16 protein-coding genes and 1 riboswitch are annotated in these 15,123 nt (G+C 55.2%); of the genes, 5 read left to right on the plus strand and 11 right to left on the minus strand.

Going from position 1 to position 15,123, the window contains the following annotated elements; genetic code table 11:
* Nucleotides 1-66 precede the first annotated feature (66 nt).
* Together srlR and gutQ are read left to right on the plus strand one after the other, a co-directional pair.
* The gene (srlR, locus tag OC597_RS19035; RefSeq protein ID WP_099062630.1) at nt 67-840 is read left to right on the plus strand and encodes a glucitol operon DNA-binding transcriptional repressor SrlR; all 774 of its coding nucleotides are present in this window, start codon (nt 67-69) and stop codon (nt 838-840) included.
* Nucleotides 833-1,804, plus strand: coding sequence for an arabinose-5-phosphate isomerase GutQ (gutQ, locus tag OC597_RS19040; RefSeq protein WP_261285900.1), 972 nt, complete (start codon nt 833-835; stop codon nt 1,802-1,804). The genes srlR and gutQ overlap by 8 nt, the downstream gene beginning before the upstream one ends.
* A 119-nt stretch (nt 1,805-1,923) precedes the next feature.
* On the opposite strand, the gene OC597_RS19045 is transcribed toward gutQ, so the two are convergent.
* The 3 genes from OC597_RS19045 to thiM all read right to left on the minus strand — a co-directional run bounded on the left by OC597_RS19045 (nt 1,924) and on the right by thiM (nt 4,060).
* On the minus strand, nt 1,924-2,382 hold the full coding sequence (locus OC597_RS19045) for an inhibitor of vertebrate lysozyme family protein (RefSeq protein WP_262210026.1): 459 nt from the start codon (nt 2,380-2,382) through the stop codon (nt 1,924-1,926).
* 86 nt (nt 2,383-2,468) lie between these two features.
* On the minus strand, nt 2,469-3,269 hold the full coding sequence (gene thiD, locus OC597_RS19050; protein WP_262210028.1) for a bifunctional hydroxymethylpyrimidine kinase/phosphomethylpyrimidine kinase: 801 nt from the start codon (nt 3,267-3,269) through the stop codon (nt 2,469-2,471).
* Entirely contained in the window at nt 3,266-4,060 is a 795-nt protein-coding gene (thiM, locus tag OC597_RS19055; RefSeq protein WP_262210029.1) for a hydroxyethylthiazole kinase, read from the minus strand. The genes thiD and thiM overlap by 4 nt, the downstream gene beginning before the upstream one ends.
* Nucleotides 4,061-4,096: 36 nt before the next feature.
* Nucleotides 4,097-4,188, minus strand: a riboswitch (TPP riboswitch).
* Between the two features lie 68 nt (nt 4,189-4,256).
* Between thiM and OC597_RS19060 the strand changes: the two genes are divergently transcribed.
* Nucleotides 4,257-4,682 (plus strand): GNAT family N-acetyltransferase, encoded by a 426-nt coding sequence (locus OC597_RS19060; RefSeq protein WP_261259026.1) that lies wholly within the window; start codon nt 4,257-4,259, stop codon nt 4,680-4,682.
* 41 nt (nt 4,683-4,723) lie between these two features.
* Here the strand turns inward: OC597_RS19060 and OC597_RS19065 are convergent, their stop codons facing one another.
* The 4 genes from OC597_RS19065 to OC597_RS19080 all read right to left on the minus strand — a co-directional run bounded on the left by OC597_RS19065 (nt 4,724) and on the right by OC597_RS19080 (nt 9,144).
* Nucleotides 4,724-5,989: an MFS transporter gene (locus OC597_RS19065; protein WP_262210117.1), complete on the minus strand. Its 1,266-nt coding sequence runs from the start codon at nt 5,987-5,989 to the stop codon at nt 4,724-4,726.
* Nucleotides 5,990-6,097: 108 nt separating this feature from the next.
* On the minus strand, nt 6,098-7,075 hold the full coding sequence (locus tag OC597_RS19070) for a sugar phosphate isomerase/epimerase family protein (protein WP_262210030.1): 978 nt from the start codon (nt 7,073-7,075) through the stop codon (nt 6,098-6,100).
* Nucleotides 7,076-7,084: 9 nt separating this feature from the next.
* A complete protein-coding gene (locus OC597_RS19075) occupies nt 7,085-7,792 on the minus strand; it encodes a GntR family transcriptional regulator (protein ID WP_261425758.1) in 708 nt (235 codons plus the stop codon).
* A 116-nt stretch (nt 7,793-7,908) separates the two neighbouring features.
* Nucleotides 7,909-9,144 (minus strand): MFS transporter, encoded by a 1,236-nt coding sequence (locus tag OC597_RS19080; protein WP_262210031.1) that lies wholly within the window; start codon nt 9,142-9,144, stop codon nt 7,909-7,911.
* A gap of 95 nt (nt 9,145-9,239) precedes the next feature.
* Here OC597_RS19080 and OC597_RS19085 point away from each other — a divergent pair, with 95 nt between their 5' ends.
* Nucleotides 9,240-9,689, plus strand: coding sequence for a winged helix-turn-helix transcriptional regulator (locus OC597_RS19085; RefSeq protein WP_261285905.1), 450 nt, complete (start codon nt 9,240-9,242; stop codon nt 9,687-9,689).
* 129 nt (nt 9,690-9,818) lie between these two features.
* On the opposite strand, the gene OC597_RS19090 is transcribed toward OC597_RS19085, so the two are convergent.
* Together OC597_RS19090 and OC597_RS19095 are read right to left on the minus strand one after the other, a co-directional pair.
* Nucleotides 9,819-10,154 (minus strand): TonB family protein, encoded by a 336-nt coding sequence (locus tag OC597_RS19090; protein WP_262210032.1) that lies wholly within the window; start codon nt 10,152-10,154, stop codon nt 9,819-9,821.
* A gap of 49 nt (nt 10,155-10,203) precedes the next feature.
* Nucleotides 10,204-10,512 (minus strand): YcgJ family protein, encoded by a 309-nt coding sequence (locus tag OC597_RS19095; RefSeq protein ID WP_261259269.1) that lies wholly within the window; start codon nt 10,510-10,512, stop codon nt 10,204-10,206.
* A 215-nt stretch (nt 10,513-10,727) separates the two neighbouring features.
* On the opposite strand from OC597_RS19095, the gene rluF reads away from it, so the two are divergent.
* A complete protein-coding gene (rluF, locus tag OC597_RS19100; protein WP_262210033.1) occupies nt 10,728-11,528 on the plus strand; it encodes a 23S rRNA pseudouridine(2604) synthase RluF in 801 nt (266 codons plus the stop codon).
* 20 nt (nt 11,529-11,548) lie between these two features.
* Here rluF and OC597_RS19105 read toward each other — a convergent pair whose 3' ends face one another.
* Both OC597_RS19105 and OC597_RS19110 read right to left on the minus strand, forming a co-directional pair.
* Complete coding sequence (locus OC597_RS19105) at nt 11,549-14,569, minus strand: autotransporter outer membrane beta-barrel domain-containing protein (RefSeq protein WP_262210034.1); 3,021 nt, start codon at nt 14,567-14,569, stop codon at nt 11,549-11,551.
* 203 nt (nt 14,570-14,772) lie between these two features.
* A complete protein-coding gene (locus OC597_RS19110) occupies nt 14,773-15,087 on the minus strand; it encodes a putative periplasmic lipoprotein (RefSeq protein WP_085118217.1) in 315 nt (104 codons plus the stop codon).
* Nucleotides 15,088-15,123 lie beyond the last annotated feature (36 nt).

Consider the following 15,123-nt stretch of genomic DNA (forward strand, 5'->3'; position numbering starts at 1 on the left):
ACATTACCTTTCATATTGAATTATTCGTTGAAGGGAAATGCTCAACTCTTGTGAACAGGACGGGCTATGAAACCAAAGCAGCGACAGGCCGCTATCCTTGAATATCTGCAGCGACATGGCAAAACGGCAGTGGATGCCCTGGCGGCACATTTCGCCACCACTGGCACCACCATTCGTAAAGATCTCACCCTGCTGGAAGACGAAGGCGAGGTGATCCGCACCTACGGCGGCGTGGTGCTCAGCCGCGACGATGGCGACCAGCCCATCGACCGCAAAACCCACATCAATACCGAAAAAAAACGCCAGATCGCCTACGCTGCCATTAAGCTGATCAACGACGGCGACTCGCTGATTTTCGATGCCGGCAGTACGGTGCTGCAAATGGTGCCGCATCTGGCGCAGTTCAATAACATCACGGTGATGACCAACAGCCTGCATATCGTCAATGCGCTGGTAGAGCTGGATAACGACCAGACCATCCTGATGCCCGGCGGCACCTACCGCAAAAAATCGGCGTCCTTCCACGGCAGCCTGGCCGAATCGGCTTTCCAGCAGTTCAGCTTCGACAAGCTGTTTATCGGAGCAGACGGCGTGGATCTTAACGCCGGTGTCACCACCTTTAACGAAGTGCATAACGTCAGCAAGGCGATGTGTGAAGCCGCCAGCCGTATTATCCTGCTGGTGGATTCGTCAAAGTTTGGTCGCAAAAGCCCGAACGTGGTCTGCGATCTGAGCGCCGTAGACACGCTGATCACCGATAAAAACATCAACCCGGATTACCTCGCCGCGCTGCAAGCGAAAGGGATCAATATCATTCTGGTAGGAGATTTTGATGAGTAACGCCGCTGCCTTGCTGGCCTTTGCCCGCGAAACGCTGGAAATTGAGTTGACCGAAGCACAACGCCTGCTGGCGCGACTGGACGACAACTTCGTCTGCGCCTGCGAACTGCTGCTGAACTGCCGCGGCAAGGCGGTGATTTCCGGCATCGGTAAATCCGGTCATATTGGCAAAAAAATTGCCGCCTCGCTGGCCAGTACCGGCACCCCGTCCTTCTTCGTCCACCCGGCAGAGGCGCTGCACGGCGATCTCGGCATGATCGGTGCCGACGACGTGGTGGTGTTTATCTCCTATTCCGGCCGCGCCAAAGAACTGGATCTGATCCTGCCGCTACTGGCGGAGAATAACATCCCGGTGATCGCTATTACCGGTGGCAAAGAGTCACCGCTGGCACAGGCGGCGGCCTGCGTGCTGGACATCAGCGTTGAACGTGAGGCTTGCCCGATGGGATTGGCACCGACCTCCAGTGCGGTCAATACGCTGATGATGGGCGACGCACTGGCAATGGCGCTGATGCGCCAACGCGGTTTCAACGCCGAAGACTTTGCCCGTTCGCATCCGGGCGGCAGCCTGGGCGCACGCCTGTTGAACCGGGTGCATCACCTGATGCGCACCGGCGATCGCCTGCCGCAGGTCAGTGAAAATGCCAACGTGATGGAAGCGATGCTCGAACTAAGTCGCACCGGGCTGGGGTTAGTGCCGGTGTGTGACGCACAGCAGAAAGTGGTGGGGGTGTTTACCGACGGCGACCTGCGTCGTTGGCTGGTGAAAGGCAATAGCCTGCAGGATGCATTAAGCCCAGCGATCACCCGGCCCGGCTACCGTTTGCCGGAACAATGGCGCGCCGGAGAAGCACTGGAAGCGTTGCACGAACAGCACATTAGCGCCGCGCCGGTAGTCAATCTGGATGGCGTACTGGTGGGCGCGATCAACCTGCACGACCTGCATCAGGCCGGTATCGGCTGACCGCATTAACTAACGCTTGCCCGTTTATCCCCTCTCCTTTGGGTGAGGGGATACATACTGACGCGAAATCCCCCTCACCCCGGCCCTCTCCCCCTGGAGAGGGGGATGCCCCAATCGGCTTATTTCCAGTCCGGATTATTCTCGAACTGTTGTTTGAGCAGCGCCTTCATGTCCTCATCCGGCTTGCCCAGCCATTGGTATTTGGCGTATTTCTTCGGATGATCAACCGCTCCCGGCTTGTTCGCCACTTCAACGCGAACCGCCCAGGCCTGCGACTTGTCTTCTTTAAACGCCACCATCATAAAGTTGTTGGCACAGTCGTGGGGCTTGCACACATTGCCCACCAAATAATCCTGGCCCTTCCAGCTCAGGCTTTGCGCTGGGGTTGAAGTCCCTACCCCTTTGCGCGCCCAGCCCGGCAAACGGGCCTGCCCCTTCACCATGTTCTGCCAACTGGTCTGATAGCCCGGCTGCTGGATCACGTCCGAAGTGGTGACAATCTGTTGGGCGAAGCTGCCCACGCTGAAGCTGAGTAACGCGCCGAAGATGGCGCCACGAAGTGCGTTTTGTCCTGTCATGCCCTTCTCCCTTGATTGAATTCGATCGCACCCGGCCAAAACCGGGCCTGAATCTAGTCAGACCACAGCACGGCTAAAAAGTTGACTCACCACCAGGCGTGAAAATGATGCACCGGCCCGATGCCGTGCCCCACTTCCAGCGTATCGGCCTGCTGCAAGGCTTTTTGCAGATAATCCTTAGCGGCAGCAACTGTGCCAGCCCAGTCGTCATGACGCGGACGCAGCGCGGCCAATGCGGCAGACAGCGTGCAACCGGTGCCGTGCGTATGGCGGGTCGCTACGCGGGGTGCAGTAAAGCGTTGCTCCAGTCCCGCACTGAACAACCAGTCCGGACTTTCACTTTCGCTGAGATGGCCGCCCTTCATCAGTACCGCCTGGCAGCCCATCGCCAACAGTGCCCGCCCCTGTTCACGCATCTGGCTTTCGTTTTCCGCCGGGGCACATTCCAGCAGGGCCGCCGCTTCCGGCAGGTTCGGCGTGATGATCGACACCAGCGGCAACAGCTCGCGGCGAATCGACTCCACCGCCTCCGGTGCCAGCAAAGGATCACCGCTTTTCGCCAGCATCACCGTATCCAGCACCACAAACGACGGCTGATAGTGACGTAAACGCTCCGCCACCGCATGCACAATGTCGGCGTTGGCCAGCATACCAATCTTGGTGCTGTCGATACGCAGATCGCTGAACACGGAATCAAGTTGAGCGGCGACAAAGGCCGGTTCGATGTTATACACCGACTGCACGCCGCGGGTATTTTGCGCCACCAGCGCGGTGATCACGGAGGCACCGTAGGCCCCCAGCGCAGAGAAAGCTTTCAGGTCAGCCTGAATACCGGCCCCGCCGCTCGGATCGGTCCCGGCGATGGTCAACGCGTTAATCCGTTTCATTGCAGATCCTCCGGGCGCAGTTGGTAAAGGGCATCGAGAAACGCCGGGGTGAAACTGCCAGGCCCGGCCGCAGCGCGCGTGGCCCGCTCACCGCAAAGTGACATCACCCGGCAGGCGGTGGCTACGTTGTCCAGCCGATCGCCCGGCAGGCTGCAGAATGCCGCCACCACCGCAGAAAGCGCACAACCGGTGCCCACCACTCGCGTCATCAGCACGTCCCCTCCGGCGACCGCCCAGTCACGCTGGCCGTCGGTGATATAATCCACCACGCCGGTCACTGCCACTATCGCCCCGCTGAGCCGCGCCAGTTCACGTGCCGCCGGTAAAGCCGCCAGTGAATCGTCAGCGCTGTCGACGCCGCGACCGTTCGCCTGCATGCCGCTCAGCGCCATGATCTCAGAGGCATTGCCGCGAATTGCCGCCGGCTTTTCCCCCAGCAAACGCTGGGCAAATGCAGTACGGTACACCAGCCCGCCGACGGCGACCGGATCCAGCGTCCAGGGGGTGCCTGCCGCATTGGCGGCCTCTACCGCTGCCAGCATGGATTCGGCCCGCGAGGCATTGAGGGTGCCGATATTAACCAACAAAGCATCCGCCAGCCGGCTGAACTGTGCCGCTTCGGTCGGCTCCACCACCATCGCGGGGGAAGCGCCGAGCGCCAGCAATACGTTTGCCGTCAGCTCCTGCACCACTTCGTTGGTCAGGCAGTGAATCAAGGGGGGTTGGCGTTTAAATTGGGTCAAACAAGCCGCGGCGTGAGCGCCGGGTAAAGCATCAGGTCGAGCGAACATATTCCTCCCAACCGGCGTTCAAGAAGGCGGGTACCGGTGGGGGCACCGAGACTTCCCTACGCTGGCATAATCCAGATCAGGTAATACGGGTAAAATCTCAGCCCCTAGAGGCACCCCGAGTCAAGACGGCCATTATTGGGGTTGCCGCCGGTGAGGTCAATCGCGCTATAGTGTCAAAAAATAAAAAGGAGACGCCATGCAAATAAGAAAATACCAGGAGGCCGACCGTCCGTTCCTGCGCACCCTGTACCTGGCATCACGCAAAGCAGCGTTCCCCTGGCGTGATACCGAAGGTTACCGACTGGAAGATTTCGATCGTTCGACGTTGGGCGAGGATATTTGGGTGGCGGAAGAAAGGGGAAAGCGACTGGGGTTTGTCTCGATTTATCGTCAGGATAACTTTATTCACAATCTGTATGTCGACCCTCACCTGCCGCCCCTGGGCGTCGGCAGCGCACTGCTGCAGGCAGCGGAGCAGACGTTTACCGCCACTGGCTCGCTGAAATGTCTGGTCAAGAATGAGAAGGCGCTGGCGTTTTATCATAAACACGGCTGGCGAACGATCACCACCGGCAATGACGGCGCGGAAGACTATTACCTGATGCACTCGCCGACCAAGTAAGGGCACGGCGTGTTGTACCGTGCCCATCCATAGTCCCCAAATCAGGCGGCAGAAACCGCCGGGGTCAATTTGCCGCGTGCGCGGATATTTCTAACCAACAGCCCCGACACGATGATCCCGGCGCAGGCAAACATACCCATCAGGCCGAAGACAATCTTGTAGCCGGTTAGCCCGGGGAAGGCATCGAGAATGTGGCCATACAGGCTGAAACAAAACATCGCCGGGGCGTAACCGATAAAGCTGCCTAGCGCCATCGCCGCACCGGTGTGTTCTTCATCAATCCCCGCCTCGCCGATCGGTGCGAAGAACACCGCGCGCTGAGTAAAGACCACCGCACCAAATCCCAGCGTACAGGCCATGCCCAGATAAACCGGCATTTGCTCATGCGGCAACAGGATCAATAATGCCAGCGCAACAGCGCTGATAATAAAGGTATAGAATAAATACTTGCTGGGGGATTTTAATACTTTGTCCGCAATCAAACCGCCAATCGGCCCACCCACCATTTTTAGGCAATACTGATTAATGATCCCGTAGGCCCCAACCAGTGCAATCGGTAATGCATAAACATGGCTCAGGAAAGGAATAAAGAACGTCAGCCCACAATACACCGCATAAACACAGAAAACGCTGAAGGCAATCAGCCAGACCGTTTTATTTTTTAATACGCTGCTCATGCCCGGTTTTTTATCGACCGGCACTTCGCTTGGAGATGATATTTTCTCTTCTGGGCTTTCTTTCATCACCAACAGAATAATAACCCCCACAATAATGGCGATCGCCGAATAAAACAGTATCCCCACTTTGAAACCAAGGTAGCCGCTGCCAAAGGCGGTAAACAATGCCAGTGCGGAAAACGCCACCACGGTATCCACCACGCCACGTCCGGTTTCGAAGAAGCCGAACAGCCGCCCCTGCTGGGTATTATCCCCCAGCATGCTCACCGATTTGAGCAGCACCGGCCAGTTCAGCATGTCGCAGGTGACGCCAAACAGAGCCCAGACAAACAGAATGCCCCAGTAGCCCGGCATGCTGGACAGGTAAATACCGAGTAAACCGGTAGCGATCAGTGAAAACGACATGGTAAAGCGGCGCGGCAGACGATCGGAAAAATAAATCGATAAGAAGAAGCCAATGGTGGTCACAATCGAGTTGACCGACATGGCGTTACCAATTTCTCCGTTACTCAGGTGGAAATACTCTTGCATCGGCACATAAAAAGCATCCTTAAGGGAGGGCAATTTATATATTGTCCCGCCACATAAGACCAACAAGCTAAATAGCGCCCATCTTTTTTTAGTCAGCATCATTCCCTCACAGCCAATAGATAATTAAGCAGTGTTGTGACCTCGGTGACGGGACGAGCACATCTCCACATCAGCGAGAATATGTAATTTATAAATTTCGTTATTATATTATGCCGGGGTTAGCCGTTCCCGGGCTTGCTGCGTCAAACTGTTAATAATGATGCGAACATGGTGAATTTGATTTAAAGCATCCTGAGACTCTTTTTTTAGTCGTTCTTCCAGTCCTTGCGCCGGTAACGCGGTTTCACTCATTTCGCGCCATGGGATAGGCGGGTTATCACCCTCATCGGTGAAACGAAACGGCGGCGCGTAATAATCCACTTCTTCTTCCAGCCCATAAGCGGTGACCTGCGGCCGCTCGTCGCCCAAACAAATTAGCCCCAGCAACAGTTCGCGGAAGGGTAAGTCCCCCTGCCCGGAAATGCAGGCCCGGTGCCCCATGCCCTTATCCTCACGCACAATCAGCGCATCCTTGATATGCACCTGGGTGATTTCTCCGGCCATTGTCGCCAATGCCGACAGCGGCTCTTCGTTGGCGTTAATCATGTTGGCGAAATCGAACAACAGGGAAAGTTGAGGAAACTCTGCCGCCCGGACCAGGCTAACCAGTTCATGACTCTTGAGATCTTCGTGCTGCTCCAGAGTAAAACTCAGACCCGAGTGCTGATAACGCTGCTTGATGTACTGAATATCTGCCGCGATACGTGCCAATACATCCTGCAATGGCCCCTGATAGCGCGGATAAAAGCGCACCGAACTGGCACCGGATTTAAGGGCGATATTCACCGCCTGATCGATAGTCTGCGAGTCGGAGGCGCTGGTTTCGATATGAATATCCAGCCCATAGCGCTGCGCCTGCTCACCAAAGTTGCGTAAGCGGGCATCATCGGCATGACAAAGCGCCTGACTTTCTCCGTCTAATACATGCACTTTCACGCCGCGCAGTTGCTGCTGATGAGCAATGGTTAGCAGATCCTCTGGCAGGATTTTCTCCATGCGCATATTGAGATGAAAAGCGTAGGCATGCAGGTAAAGGGGCAAATTCTGCGCCCGCAGAAGGACTTTCTCCGCCGTTAAGCGATCCATGGTGTTCACCTATAAGTTAATGAAAAAATCCACCGACTCGAAACGCCAGTATTCGATATCCACCTGTACGATACGGCGTTGGGCATCGGCACGATGCTTCTCTACCAGAATCGACGGCGTGCTGGCGTTGCCGCCCATCACCTTGCAGGCATCGCCGGATAATCGGGTAGGTTTAAACGCCAGGTGACGGGTACGAGTGGGGATGCCGTAGGCGTTTTCCCACACTTCGGCAAATGAGTTCTCACCCAGACGTTCGATAAAGTCGGGAGCCACCAGCGGGTTGATAAAGGTTTCGTGATAAAACACGATGTGATTATCCAGTGCCCCCCAGCCACAGATCTGGTAGATCTCAGCCCCTTCACTCACCTGCAGTAAATCGCCAATAGCCGCCGGGGCCGTCAAGACCCGCTCCTTGGTCATATAGCCCCAGGAAGGAAAGCGCCCCTGCTCGATGGCCGCCTGTTTGAAGCTGGTAGACGAGTTGGGGTTGTAGTTAAACCGCGGCAGTGCCGCAAACCAGCCCCGACGATCCTTGCGGAATATTCTCGACTCGCTTTCCAGGAACAGCAGCGCCTGACGTAGCGTCATGCGCTTAATGTTCAGCAACTCCCCCAGTTCTCGCTCCGAAGGAAGCTTGTCACCGGGGGCTATCGCGCCCTGACTCAGCCAGTCATTAAGCCTTTGCTTGGCCAGTTCAACGGTGGAGTTGTTTTCCATAGCTCACTCAATTGGTTTAAACCAGATTGCACAACAGTATCGCGGTGAATTATGACAAACAATGGGGGTACTGAATTTTATATGTGACTCCTGTCCCAGAACCGAAAGGATACCGGTTAATGCGTCGTGCCTGAGGCCGGCATCGCACGCAGCGTCAGCCCCCAGAACAACAGGGCGATCAGGCTGACACCCGCCCCCAGCCAACACACGCCAGACCAGCCCGCCAGGGCAAATACGTGGGTGCTGGCAAAGGCACCAAACCCGCTGCCGACCGCGTAAAACAGCATATAACAGCCGACTAACCGGCTATGGGCCTGCGGATGTGCGCTGAAAATCAGGCTCTGATTCAGCACATGAATGGCCTGCCCCGCCAGATCGAGCAGCACTATGCCCACAATCAGCCACCCCAACCCGTTACTCAGCATGCCGAGTGGTAACCAGGCCAACACCAGTAACAACAGACAAACCCCGCTCGCCACCTGCCCCAAACCGCGATCGGCCAGATGCCCAGCCCGTACCGCCGCCAGTGCGCCCACCGCCCCCACCAAACCAAACGCGCCAATCACCGAATGTGAAAAATTAAACGGCGCCTGACTGAGTGGCAGAACCAGTGCACTCCAGAAAATACTGAATGCTGCAAACATCAGCAGCGCCAGCATGCCGCGGATCTGTAGCGTACGGTCGCGCCACAGCAGCGTCAGCATTGATCGCAACAGCGCCGGGTAACTGAGCGATGATGGCGGCGTACGCGGTGCAGGCAACAAACGCGCCAATACCGGCAACAGGATCAAGGTTATCGCCGCCGAGAAGAAGTAAACCGCTCGCCAGCCGCCCAAATCCGCCAGTGCACCGGAAAGCGTACGCGCCAGCAACAGGCCGAGGACAACCCCGGCTTGCGCTGCGCCCACCACCCGTCCCCGCTCATGCGGCGCCGCCAACGTGGCAGCAAAAGCGATCAACCCCTGAGTCATGGCAGTGCCCAGCAGCCCGACCAACAGCATGCCGAACAGTAATAACAGGCTGCTGTTCGCCCAACCGACCACGCACAGTGCGGTGATCAGCAGCAGTTGCTGCACCGCCAGCAGCCGATGGCGATTAACCCGATCGCCCAACGGCACCACCAGCAACAGTGCCAAAGCGCAACCCAACTGGGTAACGGTGATCACCATGCCCACCGACGCCAGGCTGATATTAAAATCCTGGGCAATGGCGTCCAGCAGCGGCTGAGCGTAATAGACATTCGCCACGCTAAAAGCGCTGGCCCCCGCCAACAGCAGCACCAACGCAGCAGGCAGCCGGCTTTGCGCTCCCCCCTGAGATGCACAAATCACATCCAGCATTTTGTCACTCATCGTTCGCCCCAAAGTGGTTTCATTATTAAACCCAATGAACTTTACGCATGGAGGTTTTATAATGCAACCAGATATCACTACAGGAATTGAAAGCCGTGAAACGTAAAAGTCTGGAAGATGCACAGTGCCCGGTGGCACGTACGCTGGATGTGATTGGTGACTGGTGGTCGCTGCTGATTGTGCGCGATGCCTTCGACGGCGTGCGCCGTTTCAGCGAATTTCAGAAGGGACTGGGGATGGCGAAGAATATCCTCTCTACCCGGCTGCGCACCCTAGTGGCGCACGGCATTTTGGAGATTGCACCCGCCTCGGACGGCAGCGCCTATCAGGAATATATTCTCACCGACAAAGGGCGCGCCCTGTTCCCGGTGATCGTCGGCCTGCGCCAGTGGGGTGAGGATTATCTGTTTGATGCGCAAGAGGCGAAATCAACGCTGGTCGAAAGCGACAGCGGCCAACCGATCCCGCGCATGACGCCGACCGGCAGCACCGGGCAAACTCTTACGCCGCTGAATACTTTGGTGGTGAAGGTCGGTGATGAATGAAATCGTATGAGTGAAGCACTGCAGCCGCTACGTCAGATGAGTGGTAAGAACGCAGCTTTGATGCCGCGGGTGAGCCAAAGCTTGCCATTCACTCGCACTCGTTGGCCTGCGCTAGCAGTGCAGAAAAAACTAAAATGATTCACTTACTGCAGGACTCTCTTTTTTAAAACGGATGTTAACAATGACATCTTTCTTAGGTTTATCGCTTTCATAACGCCACTTCTGCATTGCCACCCTCATCTCATTGTCAAAAATACCGCTGGGATGAGACTTAATAATGCGAATGTTCTGAACACGCCCCTCTGCATCAACATCAAATTTAACCCTGGCGAAATTGGTTTGCGGCTTCTGCTGGCCGGTTACTGAATTTGATGACGAACCAGCAGTATTATCACTGCCAGTGCAAGCCGTCAGAAATAGCGAAAAAAGCATTAACAACATCATCTTGGCAGCAGATTTTATCATTGTAACTCACTCCATAAGTTAGTTAATGCAACTGCCAGACTCTGGCAGTTTAGAGGCCGAAAAGCAGCTCGGTGTATTTCTTGGAAACGGCCCCGCTGCGTTTACCGCCTTCACCATAATAGCGATCCTCGCGGCACAGTCGCTCTTTGACATCGCAGAAAATGCCATTGGCGAAGGTAAACTCAGTCGGGTCGAAGTTACCTTGTGAATACAGCTTGGTGGCGGCTTTCTTGCCGAGATACTTTTCGGTCAATTCGCGGGAAATACCATCGGTGCCGTTCGCGCAGGCGTAACTGTCACATAACACACCTGATGCCGGCGACTTAAGGGATGAATTTTGCTTCGCCTGCACAGGCATCGCGGATGCGGCAAGCAGCAGAGTCAGTGAGAACGAAAGTGCTATTTTATTCAATGAGTCAGCCTCGTTTAATGAGTGGGTATCCGTTTTGTAAGGTTATCCTGCCATAGAAAAGGGATCCCTGGCGAATTCAACGTTATCGCTCTGTTCACTCCAGGGTGCGGCCTTCGCAATGCCCCCCGGGTAAGGTATAGTCCGCGTTTTACGGGGAAACCATGTTGACTCAACCATCCATTCGCCTGAACAAATACATTAGCGACAGCGGCATCTGTTCCCGTCGCCATGCCGATCGTCATATCAAGCAGGGCCAGGTTTTTATCAACGACCGCCTGGCCGACGTGGGCGCGCAGGTATTTGTCGGGGATCGGGTGAGTGTCAACGGTCAGCTGATTGAACCACGTGATGACGAAGATCTGGTACTGATCGCGCTGAATAAACCGGTGGGCATTCTCACCAGCATGGGAAAACATGAGCGGGATAACATCGGCGATTTTGTTAACCACAGCCAACGCACCTTCCCCGTCGGCCGCCTGGATAAAGCTTCTCAGGGGCTGATTTTCCTGACCAATAACGGCGAACTGGTCAATAAGATCCTCCGCGCCGGTAATAATCACGAAAAAGAGTATCTGGTCACCGTCAATAACCCCCTGACCGATGAGTTTATTCAGGCTATGGGTGCTGGTGTGCCGATACTGGATACAGTGACGAAACAATGCCGGGTGGAAAAAGACGCCCCGCAGGTATTTCGCATCACGCTGGTACAGGGGCTTAACCGCCAAATCCGCCGCATGTGCAAACACTTTGGCTATGAAGTCACAAAACTTGAGCGCGTACGCATTATGAACATTACTCTGGAAGGACTGCCGCTGGGCGAATGGCGGGACTTGACCGGGGATGAGCGAACCGAGTTATTCAAGCTGCTTGAGCACTCTTCCTCCGAGGACGACGGCCAGCTGCAGGGAGCCGAGATATCGCCAGGCAACAATGGCCTGTTGCCCAACGATACCCCGTTATAAAAACCTAATTCTTTAGAAAATCAGAATGACCATCTGAGGTTGGCATTGACTGCATTTACCTGAGTATCAGAACCGTATTGCCCCTGATAGCCAAGATCCAGGCTGGTGGATCGCGACAACTTCACGCTCACCCCAATGTCCGCCACCATCAGGTTGTCATCAACCGCAGTACCTTGTGTGATAAACGCGTCGCTGCCGGCAAAGGCCATACGTGATGACGTGGTTTTATCGCCGTAGGCATGCTGCCAACCCAATGAGCCGTAAAGGCTGACGTTCTGCGGCAGTTCAACCGTACCGCGCACGCCCAACGTTGAATAGAAGGTATTCATCGTTTCATTGCGTACGCTAAGCGCTGCGGCACCGCCATTTTCCTGGAAATTATCGGTATGCAAACGGATGTAGCTCAGATTGATAAAGGGCTCAACGTTCGCGTCCGTCTGCCCAAAACGGTAGCCCGCTTCGGTGAATGCCAACAGTGAGTCTGCGTCATAGTTCGCCTTAAGCCGATCCGAGTAATTGCCGAAGTTAACGTTGCGTTCATTTTCCAGCCGGTGCCAGGTGTAGCCCAGCGCCCCACGTAACGAGAAGGCATCCTGCTGTCCTGCGGCATACAGACCCAGGTGATAATTATCGCTGTCTGACTTGGAGCGACGGCTGTCAATGTTGTAATCACCGCGGCTATAACCAAAATATCCCCCAACGCGAATACTGTGGTCAGCTAATTTGTGGTCCGCCCCCAACAGGAAGCCACTGGTATTGCCATCCAGTTTACCCACGTTGTCATTGCCACTGTTTCTTGCCCATGAACCAAACGTCTGCCCCCATACACCGCTATTTTCAGCCCGCGCCGGCTGAACCAGCGTCATCGCCAAGGGGGGGACGGGCAACGGATCATTATCAAACGCACGCAACATCCGCTGATTCAAGACATTGAACAACTGGGTGCTGCTGGCAATCAGGTTAGACTGCATGGAAGGATAGACCTCGCCAGACAGTTGATTGAATGCCTCGCGCGCCTCCGGCGCACTCAATAACAACAGAGAGTTGTACAGGGCCAATGAAGGGCCGCCTTGTGCCAGAGTCGAGAGTGCGCCGGCGGTATTCCACTGATTGCCGGTTTGCGCCACCGTTTGGAAAATGCCGGGCTTGCCGCTGCCTTCTCCCGGATTCTCGCCCCCTGGATTTTCTCCGCCGGGGTTCTCACCACCTGGATTCTCGCCGCCCGGGTTTTCGCCACCTGGGTTCTCACCGCCAGGATTTTCACCACCCGGATTCTCACCGCCGCCTTTCTGCGCAATGGTCAGATCCACGGCATTCGCACTGTGGTTGAGCGCAACGTCCAGAAACGCAGATTTTGAGACCGCTTCAGCGAACTGCCCATCGATCCCAGCTTCCGAGGTTAAAATACGATAGCTTTGGCCGGTCTGATAACTGGTTTGCGGGTCCAACGCGGTCACCTGCACCTTCGCCTGATCGCTGATGGTGGTTTTACCCGTGACAACCAGTTTGTCACTGCTGCCATCGCCGGCGATATCGACGTCGTAGAAAGATTCACCAATGAAATTCAGATAGCGCTTCAGCGTCAAAGTGCCGATGTTGCCATCACCGGGAGAAATATGGCCGCCGGACTGAATTTCCGTCTGACCCAAGGTGCCATTGCCGCCCAAGGTACCGCCGGACTTGATCGATGCAGCACTGCTGTAACCCTGGCCATTGTTGACGTCAGAACCGGCTGTCGCATTAAGGATCAACGTCCCGCCATTTTCGGCGCTAAGCGTCTGCACGTCGAAAGGGCTGTCTTCTTTCTGCGTATTGATATCGCTGCCAATGATGATTTTTCCGCCGCGAGCGCTCACGTTAGCCTTGAGTTGAGTCAGATCACCGCTCAGCGTCGTTTGCCCGGCAGTGTTGATAACCTCGCCTTCACCCATCATTTTGTTGCGGAAATCGTAGTTGTCAGAATTGTGATTAAAGTAAACGTAACTGCCGAACAACCCACCGCGCAGATTGACGACCGTTTGGGTATCGACAGTCCCCGCACCTCCCGCCGCACCGAGCGTGGGTTCGGTCAAGCCGCTGCCAGTATCCATGTTGCCGCGGCTGCCGATGATTAATGCGCCCCTGTTCGAGCCCGATCCGGTGTCACCCAACCGCAGTTCGTTAGCACCGGCGGAAAATACGCCGCCATCAACGACCGACAGCACGCCGTTACCATAGTCCCCGACATTGACACTGTTGGCACTGGTAAAGCGCGAGCCCTCGCCAGCGATATACAACTCAGCGGTTTTGCGTGAGCCTGAAACCCCGGCAATCTGCGCACTGCCAACATTGACCGCGCCACCGTTCAGCACGTCCACATCGCCGTTGGCGGTGAGTGCCTGGGTGATGTTCCACTGAGAGTTATTGCCAGTCACCGTGGCTTTGGGGCCCAGCTTGTCGGCCTCATCGGGTATGAATCCGCTGTCAATTCTGGCGGCCGCCGCGGTGGTCACTACCCCGCCATCCTCTATCAACAGAGTCGAACGCGCACCCTGCCCGAAACCGATGCCAAGCCTGTCGCTGATAACCCTGGAGCCGGCACCTTTAACATTCAGATGGCTGTCGTAACCGCCGGTGGTACCGACGATAATTTCTTTCGCACTGGCCAGTGCGCCCTCTTCAACCCGCAATGTTCCCTGCCCGAGATTTAAACTGCCGCGCAGAACATATTGATCGTTGATGGCGCTCAATACCGCGTTCGGTCCTCTGACCGTGACCAGACTTTCATAAATTTTGCCGTCTGAACGGGTGCCAATATTGATGTTATAGGCATTAACCTCGCCATTATCGATCAATAGGTTCCCGCTTTGATTGCGGCCAACATAAACATTACCGGCGTAGGCCAAAGATTCTGTAACTTTAGATTCGCCATCAAAAATAGCATCATCGGCCCGGGCTATATCAGCAGGTCCAATCAATATCAGTGGTGCAGAAAACAGTGCGAGGTAAACTTTGGAAAGCGGTTTTCTTACCGCTAAGTGATGCGATGCTTTATCTTTCATGTTATCTCCGGCTCAATTATCCTGATGCCATCAAAGTTATTATTTATATGAAAAATTCAATGTATTAGAGGGTGCAGGTTACGTAATGTCTTGTACACAAACTGATTGCCATCGAGACGCCAGCTTATTGCCCCCCAGCGCTAACGCCTCGATACCAAACTTATTGTGACTTCAGGCCAAATATCCCTGTAGGCGTTGGTGGATTATTTATGCGTGACAACCGGGGTGCAACTTGGCGCGCTCAATGTGGCTGCCGATCCTAAAAACCCTGGCATCATCATCGAGGAACAATCGAAGATCCGTCCTTTCTCAGTGGTGGCGCGGTAAGAAAGCTTTTGCCCGCCCAGCGCATCGGGTTGAGCACCATTAACATTGGTCACGGTAATTTCGTCCGATGAACCCAAGCCGAGCATTTTTGCCGTTTCCGCCTGCAGCAAGGGTATTGCCTGATCGGTTTTCAATGTTGAACAACCGCTTACCAGTAAAGTAACGGCTAAAGCGATAAATGGTTTCTTCATAAATTATCCTTTTCAACCAAACAGATCCAAACACTG

It is taken from the genome of Serratia proteamaculans (assembly GCF_946227095.1).
Lineage (GTDB): Bacteria > Pseudomonadota > Gammaproteobacteria > Enterobacterales > Enterobacteriaceae > Serratia > Serratia proteamaculans_E.